Source organism: Pseudomonas sp. P4_C4 (assembly GCF_056402055.1).
This window is the reverse complement of the sequence record NZ_JBFUID010000003.1, coordinates 140,245-158,245: the sequence shown is the minus strand read 5'-3', so window position 1 is coordinate 158,245 and position 18,001 is coordinate 140,245. Positions and strand designations below refer to the sequence as shown.

Genomic DNA, 18,001 nt, shown 5'->3' with positions numbered 1-18,001 from the left:
TGTGCGGACGCTTTCGCGAGCAGGCTCGCTCCCACAGAGAACGCACAATCAATGTGGGAGCTGTGCTCGCGAAGCTCTTTTAAGCTCTTGGCTTCACCGTGCCGCAATCCTGTCCCAACCAGACGGCGCGGGATTCGAGGCTGCCCTTCTGCTGAATGCCGGTGGCGTTGAACGTCCCGTTGACCTTGGTGGTGAATTCGCGATCACTGAGGAATGTCGCCACGCCCGCACCCTGGGCTCTCGGGCAGCTGAAACGGAATTTCCACTGATTGCCGGAGCGGTCGGTGATTTCCTGCTTGCAGCCCGACTGCGGATCGGTCAGCGGAATGTTATCGGTCTTGACTTGCTCCGGGGTCAGGCACGCCCGGACCCCTTTACCGCCCATAGTGATGCCCTGTTTTTCCAGCTGTGCACGCTGCTCAGGGGTCATCTGGCTCTGGAGCTGACCGAGGATCAATTGCAGGTCCGGCATATTCTGTTCATCGACCTTCATGTTGCTCGTAGTCAGCTCCCACAATCCTGGTTGCAGCATTTGCGCGTGAGCCGCCACAGGAAGTGCCAAACCCAGTGCCATGGCCAAACCCAGCAGACGAACGTTCATCGAGTAACTCCTGATCAGTAGTGGCCGTTAGACGTCAGCCGCGCGCTTCGGTTCATGGGCCAATTAATTAGCGACATTCTGCACGGAACATGGTCTGTTAAGCACTGAATCTTCAGGAGCAAGGCAGCCCCCATGGATTATTTCGGACCGCATATTTTCGGTTATACCATCGCCCTGTTGCACTCGCTGGGCATGATCGCAGCCATACATGCCGTATTGACCGTCCGTACCGCTCAAGGCTCGATCGCCTGGGCGCTGTCGCTGTTTTTCATCCCTTACTTCACGCTGATCCCGTACCTGATGTTCGGCCGCAGTACCTTCGATGGCTACATCAAGGCCCGGCGGCAGGCCAACGAAGAAATGCGCAAGGCTGTTTCCGAACTCAACTGGCGACCCTGGGTAGAAGAAGCGCTCACCGCCCGTGCTTCCTCTGCATACGCCTCACTCAGAGCGATGCTCAAGCTCGGACACATGCCCTGCCTGGCCAACAACCAAATGCGTCTCTTGATCAACGGTCAGAACACGTTCGAGGCCATTTTCGAGGCCATCAGCCAGGCGAAAGAAGCTGTGCTGATCCAGTTTTTCATCGTTCACGACGACCGCCTCGGCCAACGCCTGCAAACCCTGCTGTTGAAGAAAGCCGCCGAGGGCGTGGCGATTTACCTGTTGTATGACCGAATCGGCAGTCACTCCCTGCCCCACGGCTACGTACAGGCCTTGCGTGATGGCGGGGTCGAGGTCAAAGCCTTCGCCACCCGCAGTGGCTGGCTCAATCGCTTTCAGGTGAACTTCCGCAACCACCGCAAGATCGTGGTGGTGGACGGCATTCTCGGCTTCGTCGGCGGGCACAACGTCGGTGACGAATACATGGGCGAGAAACCACCCCTGGCCCCTTGGCGCGATACCCACGTGCAAGTGCGCGGGCCGGTGGTGGCGTGCATGCAGGAGTCTTTCGCCGAAGACTGGTTCTGGGCGGCTCGTGCACTGCCGCTGCTGATCCTGCCCGAGGTTTATCCGGAAGACGGCGTGCTGTGCCAGTTGCTCGCCAGCGGGCCGGCAGACGCCTACGAAACCTGTTCACTGTTCTTTGTCGAGGCCATCCATGCGGCGACGAAACGGGTGTGGATTACCAGCCCGTACTTCATCCCCGACGAAGCCGTATTCGCAGCTTTGCGCCTGGCGGTACTGCGCGGTGTGGATGTGCGCCTGCTGTTGCCGTCCAGGCCCGACCATCGAATCGTCTATGCCGCCTCCAGCCTCTATGCCTTCGAAGCGGTGCGCGCCGGAGTGCGGGTGTTCCGTTACCAACCCGGGTTCCTGCACCAGAAAGTGGTGCTGATCGACAGCGAAATCAGCGCCATCGGCAGCGCCAACCTGGACAACCGTTCGTTCCGGCTGAATTTCGAAGTGATGTTGCTGACCGTCGACCGCGCGTTCGCCGCCGAGGTGGAACAGATGCTCAACGATGACTTTGCCAACGCCCACGAAATCGCCAAAGAAGAAGGCCAGGAGACCCGCCGCCTGCAGCAGGTCGGCATGCGGGTCGCCCGGCTGATTTCACCGATTCTCTAGAGGTAGATATCGTCACGGGTCCATGGCAGTTCATGACTGCCATCGGCGTGGGCCTTCACCGCGAGAATCTGATGCAGGTTGATCCAGCCGCGAGCGAACGCGTAGGCGCAACCAGCCAGGTACAGCCGCCAGATGCGCAGGACTTGTTCCGGTACGAGTCTGGAGGCCGCTTCGAGGTTGTCTTCCAGGCGTTCGCTCCAGTGATCGAGCGTGCGAGCGTAGTGCAGGCGCAAACTCTCGACATCGACGATTTCCAGCCCGGCGTCACTGATCTCCGCTGAGATCATCGACAGGTGCGGCAACTCGCCGTTGGGGAACACATATTTCTCGATGAATTCTCCGGCACCACGTCCCACCGGACGACCGTCAATGTGTTTGGCGGTGATCCCGTGGTTCATCACCAGGCCGCCCTCTTTCACCGCGCCGAACAAGGTCTTGCAGTACTCGGCCAGATTGGCGTGGCCAACGTGTTCGAACATGCCGACGCTGACAACCTTGTCGAAACGGCCATCCTGCGGCAGATCGCGATAGTCGAGCAGTTGCAGTTCGACCAGGTCCTCCAGGCCCTCCGCTTTTACACGTTCCCGGGCCAGGTCCAACTGTTCCTTGCTGAGGGTGATACCGAACACTTTCGCGCCAAATTCTCGCGCCGCAAAACGCGCCAATCCGCCCCATCCGCAACCCACATCCAACAGGTATTCACCGGGCTGCAGGCGCAGCTTGCGGCACAGGTGACGGAACTTGGCTTGCTGGGCCTGTTCGAGGGTTTCGCTGCCCGTCTCGAAGTAAGCGCAGGAATACGCCATGTCGCTGTCGAGCCACAGCTGATAGAACGCGTTGGAAAGGTCGTAGTGGTAGGAAATCGCCTTGGCGTCCATCTCTTTGTCGTGGGCGCTACGAACCGGCTGATTGTCGTCGCTTTCATCCAGCAACGCCTGGCTCCATTCATCGCAGACGCGGATCACATCGCTGATGGAGCCTTCCAGTTCCAGTTTGCCTTCGACATACGCAGCGCCAAGGGCATCCAGGCTTGGATGGGTAAACTGGGTGACCATTTGTGGGTCCTTGACCACAATCGTGACACTGGGTGTCGGCCCCAGATTGAATTCATGGCCATCCCAGAGTCTCAGGCGAAGCGGTAGCTGCAGATTCTGTAAGGCCGGTGGAAGATGCGCGAGCATGGAGAATCCCCCTTGTTTCAGACGTCTAAACAGAGGGTAGACCATCTTTGAAAAATAGCTGGCTATCGAATCAATAGCCGTTTTCAATGAATCGCGATGCCTACACCTGCCGCCGCGAACGCACAAAAATGATGTGCCCTCATCTTCAATGACTACGAACCGGGCGCACAGTTCTAAAAAGTTGAAGCCCCGTGATTACCCGGTTTAGAGCGTTCGCCTTCAGGTTTCGTCCTTGAGCTTGAGCAACGGCTCCTGGAACCGCAGCAAACGACCGGCATTGCCCAACACCAGCAAGGTGCTGAGGTTATGCAGCAACGCCGCAATCATCGCCCCGGCAGCGCCAAGCCAGCCGAACGCGGCGAAGGCTACGATCGCCAGGGTCCAGCCCAGTCCGATGATCACATTGACCTGCAACGTCTGGCGGCACTGACGACTCAGGCGCACGCAGGTGCCGAGGCGGCGCAGGTCACTGCCGATCAGCACGATGTCCGCCGATGCCAGGGCGATGTCTGCACCACCGGCGCCCATGGCCACCCCCACCACACCAGCCTTGAGGGCCAGGGAGTCGTTGATACCATCGCCGACCACCATCGGCCGGAAGCCGCTGTCGATTTCCTTGAGCACGCGGTTCAGTTTGTCTTCGGGCAAGGCTTGCGCTTCGACGTCACTGATCCCGACATCCCGGGCCAGCGTTTGCGCGACGCTGTGCCGGTCACCGGTGAGCAACAACTGACGACCCAACCCCAGATCACGCAACTCACCCAAGGCAAACTGCGCCTCGGGTTTGACGCTGTCAGCCAGCAACAGCCACGCAAGAAACTCCCCGTTGAGCGCCAGCCCGGCAATAGGACCGTCGTGATCGGGAACCGCCGTCGTACTGATGCCCAGTTGCGCGAACAACTCCGGCCGGCCGAGTGCCGCTTCGCCCTGCCCGGTCATCGCCACCACACCGAGGCCCTGGCGTTCACGAATGTCGGAAAGCAGCAGGAAATGCTCCTGGGTCACCAACCCCGCGAGCGCACGGCTGACCGGGTGACTGCTGGCCGAGCCGAGGCTGGCGGCGAGCTTCAGGACATTGCTGCGATCTACCAGCGGACTGTCGATGGATTGCAGGCGCAGGGTGCCGAATGTCAGCGTCCCGGTTTTGTCGACCACCAGCGAGGTCAGGTCCGCCAACTCTTCAAGGAACGCGGAGCTGCGGATCAGAATGCCGTGACGCGCCGCCACTGCCACTCCGGCAATCGCCGTGGCCGGTGCCGACAACACTAACGCACAAGGGCAGGCCGCCACCAACACCGCGAGCATCGCTTGCGCATTGTTGGTGATGAACCAGGTCACAGCGGCCAGCAGCAAGACCAGCACCATATAACTGCCGGCGTAACGCTCCAGCAGACGAGTGATCGGCGGCTTCGAGCGCTCGGCGTTTTGCATCAGGGCGATGACTTTGCCGAGGGTCGACTCATGGCCGGTACGGGTCACTTTGATTCGCAGCAAACCGTCGAGGTTAATTGCGCCACCGAACACCGACATGCCGACGCCCGCCTCCATCGGTACCGACTCGCCGGTAATGGAAGCAGTGTCGAGACTGGCCTGACCGGACAACACCCGGCCATCCGCCGGCACTCGGTCACCGGCTCGCACCTCGACCAGATCGCCAGCTTTGAGTGTGCCGTTGTCGACTTCAATGATGGAGCCGTCCGCCTGAATCTTGCGCGCGTGGCTGCGGGTCAGTTTGCCGAGGGCGTGAATCGCTTCCTGGGAACCGATCACGCTACGCTCTTCCAGCACGTGACCGAAAATCATGATGATCGGCAACAACGCCGCCGTCAGCAGATCCCCGGTGGCCCAGGCACCCAGCATGGCCAGGGCAATCAATTGATCGGTGATGCCGTGCAGGCTCGGATATCGCAAGCTGTACCAGGCCGAGCGCATGACCGGCACGGCAACCAGCAGTGACGCAAAACCCAGCAGCAGCTGACTGACGCCAGTCTGCTCCGGCGCAAGCCAACGCCAGATCAGGCCCAGCGCAAGCAGGCCCAATGCGAGCATGGCCAGGGTCAACTGGCGCGCAGCGCGGCGCTGTTCGGCCGAAGACAGCAGGCTCGGCCCGGCGGCGGTTTGAGCGGTCATTGTGCAGCTCCCTGAATGATCAGGCGGGAATCGTCTTTGGGATCAATCGTCGTGACCGATCCGGCCTGACCGAGAATTTTCGGCATCCGCTCGCGGTAAATCCGCAGCAGCATTTGCGGGTCGGTACCTTGTTGTTGTGCCTTGGCCAGGCTTAACACGGTGGCCGTATCAGCCGACGCCTTGGCCAGTCGTTCACTCGCCTGGGCATGGGCCACTTGCAGCGTACGGTCGGCTTGCTCGTTGGCGGTCTGCGTCAGCTTCTCCGCCTCGGTGCGCGCATTGGCGACAGCCTTATCGGCTTGCTGGCTGGCCGTCAGTACCGCGTTGAAAGCGTTCACCGCAGGACTGGGCAGACTCGATTGCACATCGACCCGCGCCACTTCGATCCCCAAGCCTTGCCCGGTTGCAGTGAGTTCGGCCAGCCGTTGATTGATGCCCTGCACCAGATCACCACGCAAGCGCTCGCGTCTTTCAGCCGCCTGGCTATCGGCGCCGATCAATTCCGGGCGAGCAACCAGGATAGTGTCCAGATCCCGTGCGGCCGTGAGCGCAACCGCACTGCGGGTTACCAGTCGGTCCAGCGCCGGCAACACGTGTTCGCCCTGGAGCACGAACGCATAGGGCTCGGTGACTTTGTAGAAAACCCGCACATCGAGTTGCACCACACCGGCATCACCCGTTAACAGATAGCCGGAGCCTGCGAGGGCATCGCTGATGGGCGTGGCAAAACTGGCCACGCGATCTGCCTGCATCGCGGTACCACTGCGCAACAGACTGTCCACTCGACGCTCGATCACCCGATCTGCCGCTGGCAACAAAATCACCTGCTCGAAGGGTTGAGGCCAGGCCAATAACAGCCCGGCATTCTGAATGCGATCCAGCGCGCCGAAATGCAAAACCACCGCGCGATTTTGCGGATCGATCTGCCGCACATTGGAAAACGCCCACGCCAATGCCGCCAACACCGTTACCGCATACAGGGCAATAAATGCCAAGCGCCCGGCCTGAATCCAGGGGCTACTCAACTCATTTGTTCCACGTGGAACCAAACTCATGGCTGCGATCCGGATTTGTTGTCGAGGCTCGGCGGACCGTCAACCAACACGCGGAATGGTGCGGCGTCGGTGCGCAGAATCAACTTGGTCCCCGGCGTCACCACCGTTCCCAAGGTGTCGAGCGAGCGCAGCAGGTTGTAGAGCTGCGGTGATCCAGCATAGGCACGACCATAAATCTGCGCCGCTTCGACACGCGATTGCGCTTCGATATCTGCCGCTTTCACTGTGGCATCGGCCTGCACGATCCGCGCATCACGTTCGGCGGCGGAACGAATTTGCGCGGCTTCACGCTTGCCGATCGCCGTACGTTCAGTAGCGATGGTTTCACGCTCGGCGCGCATCCGGTCGACAGTCGCGGTGAGCGTCACCGAAGGTAGCGTCAATCGTTCGATACCGACCTGCAACACGCGCACGCCATAAGTGGTGAGCAGCTGCTGATCGATTTGCTTGCGCAGTTGTGCTTCGAAATCGGCGATGCGTACTTGGCTGGCATCGGTATTGACCAGGTTCGCCAAATCAAAACTGCTGGCGGTGGTTTCCAGTGCGGAGCCGACAAAGGTGCGGATCTGCCGCGCAGCTTCATCGGGTTGGTTCTGCACCGCGCGCATGAAACGTTGCACGTTGTCCGAATCACCCTGCACCTGCCAAGCCACGTAGGCCTGAACGATGATGCGTAAACCGTCCCGGGTGCCGACATCCTGCAAACCGCTGGACGTGGTGCGCAACCGCAGATCCACCGGGATCGCCGCCTCGAACGGTGCCGGCCAACGCCAGCCCAGTCCCGGTTCCAGCAAAACTCGCGATGGATTGCCGAAGCGTGTGATCACTGTGGCTTCCCCCGAACGCACCTGCACCAGGCTCGCGGCAGCGACCGCAAACGCCACCAGCAATGCAGCCCAACCCATACGGCGCCATGGAAACGGTCCGGCCTCCTGAGGATCGCCGTGGTGATGATGGTGATGGCCGTGGTGGTGATGCCCGCCATGGCCGTGATCGTGGCCGGCGTGGTCATCGTGATCATGAGTATGGGACTGGCTCAATTGGCAGCTCCTGGCTGAGCGGTTTTACGCGACGGCGCAGGGTCAACCGGCAGCGTGAACGTACGGAGGTCGATGGTCGGCGAATTGCTGCTGCCGCCCAGTCGATGATCGAGAACCAGCAATTTGGCGTTGGCCAAACCCTGGGACAACTGGCTGAAATACTGCTCCAGCACGAAGGCCTGGCCAGCGCTGGCATAGGCTTTTTGCTCGGCGTTGAATTTCAGGTCCGCCGCCTGGGCGCCTGCATTGATCTCTCGGGCGCTGGCCGTCGCCTGATCGCGGGCGATGCTGGCCTGCAACTGCGCCTGGTTGGTGGCCTCGGCAGCGGCGCCGCGTTCACGGGCGATCAAGGCTTGCGCACCTATCTGCGCCGCTTGCACGCCGTGATAGGCGTTGGCTGCACCGGCCGGAGGGTGAATCGCCTCGACCACCGTGGCGAGAATTTCCACGCCACTGTCGAGCTTTCGCAAGTCAGCCTGGACGGCGCGGCCGATTTCTTCGGCCAGCCCTACCCTGTCCTCGCCCAGCAAACCGTCGAGGGTGCGCGAAGCGAAGTCGTGAACCAGGATTCGGCTGGCGGTGCTGCGAATCAACATCGGCACATCGGCACTGTTATAGGTCGCGGCCAACGCCGCCTGATCGGTCAGGCCAATGCGATAGACGAAGCGCACGTCCATGTTGACGATCTGAAAACTCTGCTTGTCGGCTCGGCTGCTGGCAATCACCTGGGATTTGTCGTTCACATGGCTGGCGTCCCACAAACGATTGGCAATTGCCGGGGCCGGGCCTTCGGCGGGGTCGGCCTGAGCGGGGGCCGAGGTTTCGCCAACACTGGTGGCCAACTCGTGAACCACGCCATTTTCGACGCTCAACACCCGGCCCAATGGCCAAGGCAAACCCATATGCAAACCTGGGCCGAACACCTCCACTGGCTTGCCGAATCGCTCGTAGATGCCACGCCCTTGCAGGGCAATTTCGTGAATGCCGGTCAGCGACCAGCCAACCAGCGAAACCACCGCCAACACCGGCAGGAATGCCCGGCGCATATAAGTGAAGGCCCAGATTTGCCGCAGATCGATGCCGAAGCGGTTATGCAATTCGTGCTGCAACGCCAGCAATGGCTGTGGTGGCCAGCGCAGCATGTCAGCGACAACGCTGCGCGCCAGTAGCTCCGGCTCAAGGCGTTCGCGGCGCGGGCTGAACAATGACAACAGCGCACGCAGCAACAGTTCTGCCGCCACCAGCCCCGGCAGCAGCCCGATCAAAACCGCCAGGCGTACGGGCCATACCGACGTTTCATCGGCAAACAACAGACAAAAGGCACCAAGTACCAGGCTGATGATCAGCACACGAATCAATTGCGCCAACGCGGCGGCTTCAGGCCATTGCGCGGTGTTTTCCTGCGCCAGATGTCGCTCCATCACCAACATGCCGAAGGCCAACAGCAAAGAGCACGCCGCCCCGACAGTGGCCGCCAGGCCCAGTGCTGCCGAGGGCAATGCAAGGTTCCAGGCCTGTTCGACGCCCAATACCGCCAATAATGCCCAGCCACCAAGCGAAAGCGTCGGCGCGCCGATTTGCCCGAGCAGGTGCTGCGATTGCCGGCCGATCCGGTCCAGCAAACGTTCATACCATCCCGAAGGCGCGACAGACTCGTCGACAACGACCACGGGCACCACGGGATTCATGGCGCGGGCACGCCACTGGGCTACCCACCAGGCCGATTGCAAACCCGCCATCAACACGACAAACGCCATGCTCAGGTTCAACAGCAACGCTGGCCACAATGTTTGCGACGTAAACAGCCCGGCAAACAACGCCAGCAGCACACCCACCGTCGCAAGTACGCCCGCACCGATGGCGAACTGGCGCAAACGCCGCCCTTGAATGAACGCCTGCTGAAAGCGCGGCAACCCGGCTAACGGCGTTTCATCAACATCGAGATCGACTTGCATACCACTCCAGAGTGTCTTCGCTTACAGGGCAGTTCGTTACGATATAACGAAAATGGTGAAATTTCCGTATTCAGGCGCGCTATCTAAAGATGCCCAACCTGTCGCTTACCTGAAGCCTTGACCGAAATGCGACAGAATGCACATATTACGTTCGTAATTTTATCCAGTGACTACTTTTACCCATCCCTTCCCCTTTCGATCCAGGAGTACATCCATGAGCACTTATGACGTCGTGATACTCGGCGGTGGCCCCGGCGGTTACAACGCGGCGATCCGCGCCGGACAACTGGGTCTGAAGGCGGCCTGCGTGGAAGGACGCGCCACACTCGGCGGCACCTGCCTGAACGTCGGTTGCATGCCATCCAAGGCGTTGCTGCATGCCTCCGAACTGTACGACGCGGCCATGGGTGCGGAATTCGCCAACCTGGGGATCGACGTCAAACCCAGCCTCAATCTCGCCCAGATGATGAAGCAAAAGGATGAAAGCGTTACCGGGCTGACCAAGGGCATCGAGTTTCTTTTCCGCAAGAACAAGGTCGACTGGATCAAGGGCTGGGGCCACATCGACGGGCCGGGCAAAGTCACTGTGACCGACAGCGCCGGCGGCAAGACCGAACTGAGTGCCAGGGACATCATCATTGCCACCGGTTCCGAGCCCACGCCCCTGCCCGGCGTGGACATCGATAACAAACGCATCCTCGACTCCACCGGTGCCCTGGCGCTGACCGAGGTGCCCAAGCATCTGGTGGTGATCGGCGCCGGCGTGATCGGCCTGGAGCTGGGCTCGGTCTGGCGGCGACTGGGAGCGCAGGTGACGGTGGTCGAATTCCTCGACCGGATTTGTCCCGGCGTGGACATCGAAGCCGGCAAAACCCTGCAGCGTTCCCTGAGCAAGCAAGGCTTGAGTTTCAAATTGAGTTCAAAAGTGACCAGCGCCACCACCTCCGCCACCGGCGTGCAACTCAGCGTCGAGCCTGCCGCTGGCGGTGCTGCCGAGTTGCTGGAAGCCGATTACGTGCTGGTGGCCATCGGGCGCCGACCTTATACACAGGGCCTGGGCCTGGAGAACGTCGGCCTCGCGACGGACAAGCGCGGCATGCTCGCCAACAAGGGACATCGAACCGAAGCCGCCGGGATCTGGGTGATTGGCGACGTGACCTCGGGTCCCATGCTCGCGCACAAGGCCGAGGACGAAGCCATGGCTTGCGTCGAGCAAATCGTCGGCAAGGCGGGCGAGGTCAATTACGACCTGATCCCCAGCGTGGTCTACACCAGACCGGAGCTGGCCAGCGTCGGAAAGACCGAAGAGCAGCTCAAGGCTGAAGGTCGGGCGTACAAGGTCGGCAAGTTTCCCTTCACTGCCAACAGCCGGGCGAAGATCAACCACGAAACCGAAGGCTTCGCCAAAGTGCTGGCCGATGAGCGCACGGACGAAGTCCTCGGCGTGCATCTGGTCGGCCCGAGCGTCAGTGAAATGATCGGCGAGTATTGCGTGGCCATGGAATTCAGCGCCTCGGCCGAAGACATCGCCCTGACCTGCCACCCACACCCGACCCGCTCCGAGGCCTTGCGTCAGGCGGCAATGAATGTGGAGGGGATGGCGACGCAGATGTAAGGCCCCGAGGAATTGGGTGACAGATAGATCGCCATCGCGAGCAGGCTCGCTCCTACAGGGTTTGCGCTGTACCTGTGGGAGCGAGCCTGCTCGCGATGCAGGCGACTCGGTCTAAAGCGGCAAATGCTCCAGCGGCAACGCCCCCGGCGCCTTCACCGTATGAATCGCAAAATTGCTGCGGATATCACTCACTCCCGGCAACTTCAACAAGCGCCCGGTGAGAAAGCGGTCATAGGCACGCAAGTCCGGCACCACCACCTGCAGCAGAAAATCCGACTCCCCCGACACCAGAAACGCCGAAATCACCTCGGGCAACGCCGTCACCGCCAGGCGAAAACTTTCGGCTTGTTCGTCGTTATGGCGCTCGACCTTGACCCCGACAAACACCGTCAGCCCCAACCCCACTTCGTCGCGATCCAGATTGGCCTGGTAGCCGCGAATAACCCCCGCCTCTTCAAGCATCCGCACCCGGCGCAAGCAAGGCGATGCCGACAGGCCAATCTCGTCTGCCAGTTGCACATTGCTCAGGCGGCCATCCCGTTGCAGCGCGGCGAGAATCTTGCGGTCGTAGGCGTCGAGTTTCATGGTTTGGCAGATCCCGATGGTTCATGCGAAAAAAGTGGCAGATGATGCCAATACTGAGCCAGACATAAGCTGACAACGCAAGCACCTGCCCCACCCTCCAGCCCTAGACTGGCACGACCGAATCGACAACGAATGGGGTGCAACATGCAAGGGCTCTGGCTGTTTTTCATGGCGCTGGCGGTGGTCTATCTGTTGCCGGGGCCTGACATGATCCTGCTGTTGCAGACCGGTGCCCGCCAGGGCAAAGGCGCCGCGCTGGCCACCGCCGTGGGCCTGGGCATCGCCCGGGGTTGTCATGTGGCATTGGCGGCACTGGGGCTGGCAGCACTGTTCAAGGCTGCGCCCTGGACCTTCGATGTGGTGCGCCTGGCAGGCGCCGCGTACTTGCTGTGGATCGGCATTCAGTGCCTGCGAACCACGATGCTGCCGAGCTTGACCAGCACTGACACAACCGGCGAAAAACCGCGCTGGGGCGCAGCCATTCGACGCGGACTGTTGACCAACCTGCTCAACCCCAAGGCACTGTTGTTCTGCTCGGTGCTGCTACCGCAATTCATCAACCCACAGGCCGGGCCGGTGCTCGGGCAATTTGCGGCATTAGGCGTGGTGCTGGTCGGTGTCGGTTTGCTGTTCGACAGCGCTTACGCCCTGGTCGGCGCGGCACTCGGCCGTTGGCTGCAACGCAGCCCCTCAGCCCAGCGCCTGCAACAATGGTTGTTCGGCAGCCTGTTGATCGGTTTCGCCGTGCGGCTGACCTTTGTGCAACAGGCTTGAACCTTACTGCGCCTTGCGGCGGCGACGCTTGAACATCAACAGCGCGGCTGCCGCGAACGCCACTACGCTACCGATCTGTAACGGCGTCTTGTACGGTCGCAAGGCCGAACGCGCCGCGTCGGTGACTTGGGTCACGTAGCGTTTGTCGGCGTTCTCGAAGTCGGGGTACGGGCACTGGTGGCCGAAATCGGCGGCCCATTCCACGTAAGGCCCTTCTTTGACATAACGCTGATAAATCGCACTTTGCTCCTCGAGGCTGCTGTTCCACCCAGACGCCTCGCACAGCACCGCCGCAAACGCCTGGCTGGTATGAGGCAAGTTATCCGCCGCCTTGCTTGCCAGCGCGGTGGCCACGAAGCGATAGTGGTAACGCTGATCTGGCTGGGCAGCGCTGGCCTGCTGGCGCTTCACTTCGTCCTCGGCCACCAACGGACCGACCTTGAGCTCGTCGTTTGCCAGGGTGAAGTTACCGCCGAAGGTGGCGTAATCCGGCGCCATTTCGTAGCCCAGGATGTCCATGCCCCACTCGCGGGCCGTCCAGGCCGCATTGAACAGCGCAGCGGCGCGACGGGTCGGCCACCAGGCTGAATCAGCCGCCAGACGTTGCTCGCCATACAATCTCGCCTTGTGCCGCAAGCCGTCATTGTCAAAGTACGCCGGTGCTTGCTCGTAATGCCCCTCGCGCAACAAACGCCGCCCCAGCAGATTGCGCAGGCTCGCCGCCACCGGCAAGGGCACGTAGTTGTCGCGGTCCTGCTGGCTAAGCGGCGGCGGGGCCGGCACTTGTGTGTCGACGTAGTGCTTGAGTTCTTCAAGGGTCAACACACGCTCGGCAACGGTGGCGGCATCGAACCAGTAAATGCTTTGGCTGCGATACAGCTGATCGAAGGCTTGCAGGTAATCCCCGCGTTGCAGGGCCAGGATCGCACTTTCACCCTCGACCCGGCACTTGGGCTGAAGTGTTTCGTAATCGTAGTCCGGGGTCCGTCGCTCGCCCCAGGATTCGTTCTGCGGGAAGGCCTGGGCCGCTTTGGCGTAGGCTGCGGCGGCCGCGATTTTATCGCCCTCGCGCACCGCCAGTTTTGCCCGCAGCCACCACGCCAACCCGCCATCGCCGGCATGTTCGAGGAAGGCCTTGGCGCTGGCGTAATCGCCCTGTTGATAATTCATCGCCGCCAGGCGGTCGGCGTTTTCGAGACTGCCACGGGTGCTGTTTTGCAGCAGTTTGATCATTTTTTGTTCGTTGGCCGGTTGATCGCCGAACGACCAACCCAACCGGCTGATCAGCGACGCGGTCACCAACTGCTGCACGGGCTGCCCCTTGAGCAACTCGGCCACTTGATCCTCCGGCAGCGTCATCAGGTCCGCCATCAACAGCTTCAACGAGGTGTAGCCCACCGCGGAACCGTGCAGATTTTGCGTGGCGTACAGCTCGATGGCGCGGTTCCAGTCACCGGCAGTGCGCACCACCCGGGCTTCTTCGCCGAGGCTAGCGACACCCAGTTCCAGTGGATCGCTGAAGCCGTCGATGCTCAGTTGCCGGGTTTGCTCAAAGGCCTTGCGCGATTGTTCGAGCAAATCCGGGGCCGCATCGGCTTCGACGCTCATGGCGAACAACGCGCGCCCCAACGAGTAAGCCGCCCAGGTGCTGCGCGAAGCCCGTTGTTCTGCGGGCAGGGCCAGCACTCTCTTGAAATAGCCGGCGGCCAAGGCCGTATCCCCCGCGCCAAATGCCACAGCGCCGGCCAGGTACAACCTGAGCTCAGGCGGCAGTTGCGCCCCTTGGGTTTCAACCTGACGGGCATCGGTCAGGCTGCGCAGGTGTTTCACCAACACTTGTTGCTCAGCGGAAAGTCCCACCTGCTCGGCCTGATCCCGCAGCGCAACAGGGCCAGTCTCATCCGCGTAGTTGGCGCCAGCGGTGACGTTCTTCAACCCGTTGATGGTGTGGCCGAGGCGGCTGATTTCAAAGCTGAAGTTGCCTTCCGGCAGTTCCGCCAGCGACTGGCCACGGTTATCCAGCAGGCGCATGGGGAAGTCCGGGCCGCAGGCCAGCGCCGAACCCAGTGGCAGGCTGAGGCTCAGGCAAAGCAAATGACGCGGCCAGTTACGGGTGAACATTCGAACCTCCTTGATCAATGTGTGCGCAGCGAGCCCAACCAATGGCACGCTGTCCGCCGGCCGGTATTCGACCGTCGCGCAGGCGGGTGAAGGTAAGCAGATCCGGGCTCTGTTGCAACGCGTAACCGGCCAGGGCATCGGCCCCCTCACAATCACTGACCGCCAGGGTCAGACGTTCGGGCCAGGCGCGATCGAGATTGCCCTGGTTGCTAATGCCGATGTCATAGAGGTCATTGTCGGCCGAGAGCTGCAGTTTCAATTGACTGTCGAGGGCGTCACCACGCGCCACGGCGCGCAAAGTGATCAAGCTCCAGGCCCGACGGTCGTTGGCCAATGGCAGGCGAAACCAGATCAGGCCCACCATATGTTTCGGCGGATCGGCACGCAACTCGGTGCCGAGGGTGCGCAATGACTGCGGATCGGCAAGTAATTCACGGCGCAGGCCTTCACGCTCCACCGTCACTTCACTTTCCACAACAGGTGCGCCGCCCACCGACGGCAGCAACGCCACGCCATAAGCCGGCAGCGCCAGAAAGAAAGGTTTTGTTGTGATGCGGCTCCAGGCCTTCGCCCATTGCCGCGCCTGATCGGCATCAAACAAGCCGCGACGCGGATCGCTCACCGCGTGCACCTGCAACACGCTGCTGTCGACTGTGGATAACAGCGCCGGCAGTTCACGACTGTCGAGCCAGGACGGCAACGCCGTGATGCTCAGCGGCAGCGAAGTCGGCAATGCTTCGCGCAAATGCACGAGAAACTCGCGGTACGCCGGTAGCCGGGCATTACCGGCATCGTGGTCGATTTCCACGCCGGTGAGGTTCAACCCCTGTCCCTGCCAATCGCTGATCACCTGGCGGATCTGCGCAGTGACTTCCTCCTGATCCAGTGCCTTGAGCTGCCCATCCAGGCGAACCACCGCAATCACCGGCCGGCCATCACGCTTGAGCAGTGCCGGGTCAATTCGGGCCCGACTCCAGCCCGCGTTGGGGAAAGCCTGCAAGGCCAGCACTCGCAACGTCGAAAAATCGGCGCGGCTGTCCCTGAGGGCAGCGTCGTGGGCCGGCGTCCACTGCCGCTGCCAGACGTAAAGCTGTTGATCCAGCGGCGGTGCATCCTGTCTTTCGCATCCGGTGGTGAGCGCCAGCGCCATCAGCAAGACCATCGAGCGAGTGGAAAAAACCATTGAAACGCCTGTTCTTGAAATGCAGAAAGGGCTTCTGCGGCCCTTTTTCGTTCTGCCCACTACCCTACCCAGCCATCGACCGGCGGGCAATGTTGGCCTGCAATGATCTTTAGATATCGAGCACCAACGGCTGCGCCCCCTGCGCCGGAATCGCACAGCAAATCAGCACTTGTCCGTCATCCGGCACCTCCGCGGGCGGCAGTGGATAATGTACCTGTCCGCTGATCAAGCGCGTCTTGCAGGTGCCACAGGAGCCGCCTCGGCAACTGAATTCCGGGCGCAGGCCACGGCTTTCCGCCAACTCCAGCAAGCTGCCGCCCTCTGGCTGCCAGCGCGCTTCCTTGGCCGAGCGCTGGAACACCACGGGCACCGACGTGGTGGCGGCTGGCGGTTGCTCGATGACCACCGCATCGGGGTCCGGTCGCCGGCGCAAGGTGGACGGGCCGAAGGTTTCGGCGTGAATCCGCGAATCGCGAATGTTCAATTCGCGCAAGCCGTCGTACAACGCCTGGGTAAAACTCCCGGGACCACAGACGACAAAATCCAGCTGATCGTAGTCCTCGACTGTCAGCAGATCCTTGAGCAGCGCGACATCGATCCGTCCACTGAGGTCGAAGTCCTCTCCTTGCATCGCCTCGGGTTCCGGTTGGCTGAGCAAACGCACCACCCGCACCGCGTCACCGGCGTCTTCGAGCAAGCGATCCAGTTCGCGGCGAAACGGCTGGTCACCCAGCGTACGCGAACTCTGGATAAACCATGTCGGGCGGATACGGCGGGTACGCAAGCCCTGGTAAACCACCTCCCGCAGCATCGACAACAGCGGCGTGATGCCCACCCCGGCCGCCAGCAACACCAATGGCCGACGCTCATGGGGTGCCACGGTGAAATGCCCTTGCGGCGCCCGCGCCTCCAATACATCGCCAACACGAATCTGCTCGTGCAAATGCGTAGACACCCGCCCGTCACGCTTCACGCTGATGCGGAAAAAATCATCGGACGGCGCGCTCGATAAACTGTACGTGCGGATGTGCACTTCACCGTCGATATTGAAACGCAGAGGCAAATGCTGCCCGGCCTGGAACAGTGGCAACCCGGCTCCGTCAGCGGGCTCCAGGTAAATCGAGCGAATGCTGTGGCTTTGCGCTTCAATCCGCGCCACCCGCAACGGCCGCCATTGATCGCCCAGGGCCTTGGCCTGCAAACGCGCCTTGGCCTGCTCCCAGGTGCCAGTGAGCAAACTGGTGGGTGAAACACCGTCGAAACGCCAGCGCAGCGCCAGAGCGGCGGGGCGACGTACCACCTGCTCGACATCGATTGTCCACAGGCGCTCGGCTCCCTGGAACGCCTCGACCTGAGGGCCCTCCAGGATGATTTCAGTGCGTCCGCTGAGCTGCAGCAAATCACCGCTATTGAAATCGATGAACAGCAATCCGGCCCGGGGGTTGAGCAGCAGGTTGCCCAAGGTGTTGAAATGCAGGTTGCCGGCGAAGTCCGGAATGGTCAGGCGATTGCCTTCCACCCGTACGAAACCGCTCTGCCCGCCACGGTGAGACACATCCACCGAACGTTCACCGTCGACCTCCACATAACTGGCAACGAAGAACGTGTCTGCCTCGGCGATCATGGCTTTGGCCGCGTCATCCAGTTCGTTGAAATGCTGGGCGGCACGCGTCGAAGGATCGGTCAGCGGCACCGAGCGAAACTGGCGCAACTGAATGTACTGCGGGCAATTGCCGAAGGACTGGTCTACCGTCACCGCGAATCCACCCGCAGTCATGGCGCGGACATGGCCATTGATGCGGTTGCGACGGCGAGTGTGCAGCTCGATACCCAACAGGCCAATGGCCGAGCCGTCGCTCATCTGCGCAGGATCGTCAACGGCAGGCAGGCCGCGAAATTGCAGCAAGCCAGGTTCAGGCGAGTAGGCGAAACCAGGCTCACCTTCAAGGATGCTGGCCCAGGGATGACCGTCGGCATCCACCGCCCCGTACAGCATGAACGGCAATTGCTGATAGAACGTGCGGTGCTGGTCCGGCATCTCGCTGCGAATCACCTTACGACCGAACACCTCCATTCGTTCGGCAACGCCCACGTGCGCCTGCAATTGTTTTTCGCCGGCATGCCAGGGTGAACGGTCCATACGGTTTCTCCCGTGCGCCATTGGCGCAGAACGGGGCGGCCCGGCAATA

Annotated in this window: 13 protein-coding genes; 3 read left to right on the top strand and 10 right to left on the bottom strand. The window is 61.5% G+C overall.

Annotation, left to right across the window (positions count from 1 at the left end; translation table 11 throughout):
- Nucleotides 1-79: 79 nt before the first annotated feature.
- Nucleotides 80-601: a DUF3617 domain-containing protein gene (locus AC1DXW_RS03800; protein WP_223459046.1), complete on the bottom strand. Its 522-nt coding sequence runs from the start codon at nucleotides 599-601 to the stop codon at nucleotides 80-82.
- A 132-nt stretch (nucleotides 602-733) separates the two neighbouring features.
- Between AC1DXW_RS03800 and cls the strand changes: the two genes are divergently transcribed.
- Nucleotides 734-2,173: a cardiolipin synthase gene (cls, locus tag AC1DXW_RS03795; RefSeq protein WP_477752224.1), complete on the top strand. Its 1,440-nt coding sequence runs from the start codon at nucleotides 734-736 to the stop codon at nucleotides 2,171-2,173.
- Here the strand turns inward: cls and cfaB are convergent.
- The 5 genes from cfaB to hflK (AC1DXW_RS03770) form a co-directional block, all read right to left on the bottom strand.
- Nucleotides 2,170-3,354: a C17 cyclopropane fatty acid synthase CfaB gene (gene cfaB, locus AC1DXW_RS03790; RefSeq protein WP_477752223.1), complete on the bottom strand. Its 1,185-nt coding sequence runs from the start codon at nucleotides 3,352-3,354 to the stop codon at nucleotides 2,170-2,172. The genes cls and cfaB overlap by 4 nt on opposite strands.
- A gap of 219 nt (nucleotides 3,355-3,573) precedes the next feature.
- Complete coding sequence (locus tag AC1DXW_RS03785) at nucleotides 3,574-5,484, bottom strand: cation-translocating P-type ATPase (protein WP_477752222.1); 1,911 nt, start codon at nucleotides 5,482-5,484, stop codon at nucleotides 3,574-3,576.
- Nucleotides 5,481-6,539 carry a protease modulator HflK gene (hflK, locus tag AC1DXW_RS03780; RefSeq protein ID WP_477752221.1) on the bottom strand — a complete coding sequence of 353 codons (1,059 nt, stop codon included), beginning with the start codon at nucleotides 6,537-6,539 and terminating at the stop codon, nucleotides 5,481-5,483. The genes AC1DXW_RS03785 and hflK (AC1DXW_RS03780) overlap by 4 nt, the downstream gene beginning before the upstream one ends.
- The gene (gene hflC, locus AC1DXW_RS03775; protein WP_477752220.1) at nucleotides 6,536-7,579 is read right to left on the bottom strand and encodes a protease modulator HflC; all 1,044 of its coding nucleotides are present in this window, start codon (nucleotides 7,577-7,579) and stop codon (nucleotides 6,536-6,538) included. The genes hflK (AC1DXW_RS03780) and hflC overlap by 4 nt, the downstream gene beginning before the upstream one ends.
- Nucleotides 7,576-9,534: a protease modulator HflK gene (hflK, locus tag AC1DXW_RS03770; RefSeq protein ID WP_477752219.1), complete on the bottom strand. Its 1,959-nt coding sequence runs from the start codon at nucleotides 9,532-9,534 to the stop codon at nucleotides 7,576-7,578. Before hflK (AC1DXW_RS03770) ends, hflC begins: the two co-directional genes overlap by 4 nt.
- Nucleotides 9,535-9,748: 214 nt before the next feature.
- Here hflK (AC1DXW_RS03770) and lpdA point away from each other — a divergent pair, with 214 nt between their 5' ends.
- Entirely contained in the window at nucleotides 9,749-11,149 is a 1,401-nt protein-coding gene (lpdA, locus tag AC1DXW_RS03765) for a dihydrolipoyl dehydrogenase (protein WP_477752218.1), read from the top strand.
- 111 nt (nucleotides 11,150-11,260) lie between these two features.
- On the opposite strand, the gene AC1DXW_RS03760 is transcribed toward lpdA, so the two are convergent.
- The gene (locus AC1DXW_RS03760) at nucleotides 11,261-11,734 is read right to left on the bottom strand and encodes an Lrp/AsnC family transcriptional regulator (protein ID WP_085723574.1); all 474 of its coding nucleotides are present in this window, start codon (nucleotides 11,732-11,734) and stop codon (nucleotides 11,261-11,263) included.
- A gap of 144 nt (nucleotides 11,735-11,878) precedes the next feature.
- Here AC1DXW_RS03760 and AC1DXW_RS03755 point away from each other — a divergent pair, with 144 nt between their 5' ends.
- Nucleotides 11,879-12,508, top strand: coding sequence for a LysE family translocator (locus AC1DXW_RS03755; RefSeq protein WP_477752217.1), 630 nt, complete (start codon nucleotides 11,879-11,881; stop codon nucleotides 12,506-12,508).
- 3 nt (nucleotides 12,509-12,511) lie between these two features.
- Here AC1DXW_RS03755 and AC1DXW_RS03750 read toward each other — a convergent pair whose 3' ends face one another.
- The 3 genes from AC1DXW_RS03750 to AC1DXW_RS03740 form a co-directional block, all read right to left on the bottom strand.
- A complete protein-coding gene (locus AC1DXW_RS03750) occupies nucleotides 12,512-14,629 on the bottom strand; it encodes a hypothetical protein (protein WP_477752216.1) in 2,118 nt (705 codons plus the stop codon).
- A complete protein-coding gene (locus AC1DXW_RS03745; protein ID WP_477752215.1) occupies nucleotides 14,616-15,812 on the bottom strand; it encodes a DUF3142 domain-containing protein in 1,197 nt (398 codons plus the stop codon). The genes AC1DXW_RS03750 and AC1DXW_RS03745 overlap by 14 nt, the downstream gene beginning before the upstream one ends.
- A 109-nt stretch (nucleotides 15,813-15,921) precedes the next feature.
- Nucleotides 15,922-17,952: a pyridoxamine 5'-phosphate oxidase family protein gene (locus AC1DXW_RS03740; protein WP_477752214.1), complete on the bottom strand. Its 2,031-nt coding sequence runs from the start codon at nucleotides 17,950-17,952 to the stop codon at nucleotides 15,922-15,924.
- Nucleotides 17,953-18,001: the final 49 nt, after the last annotated feature.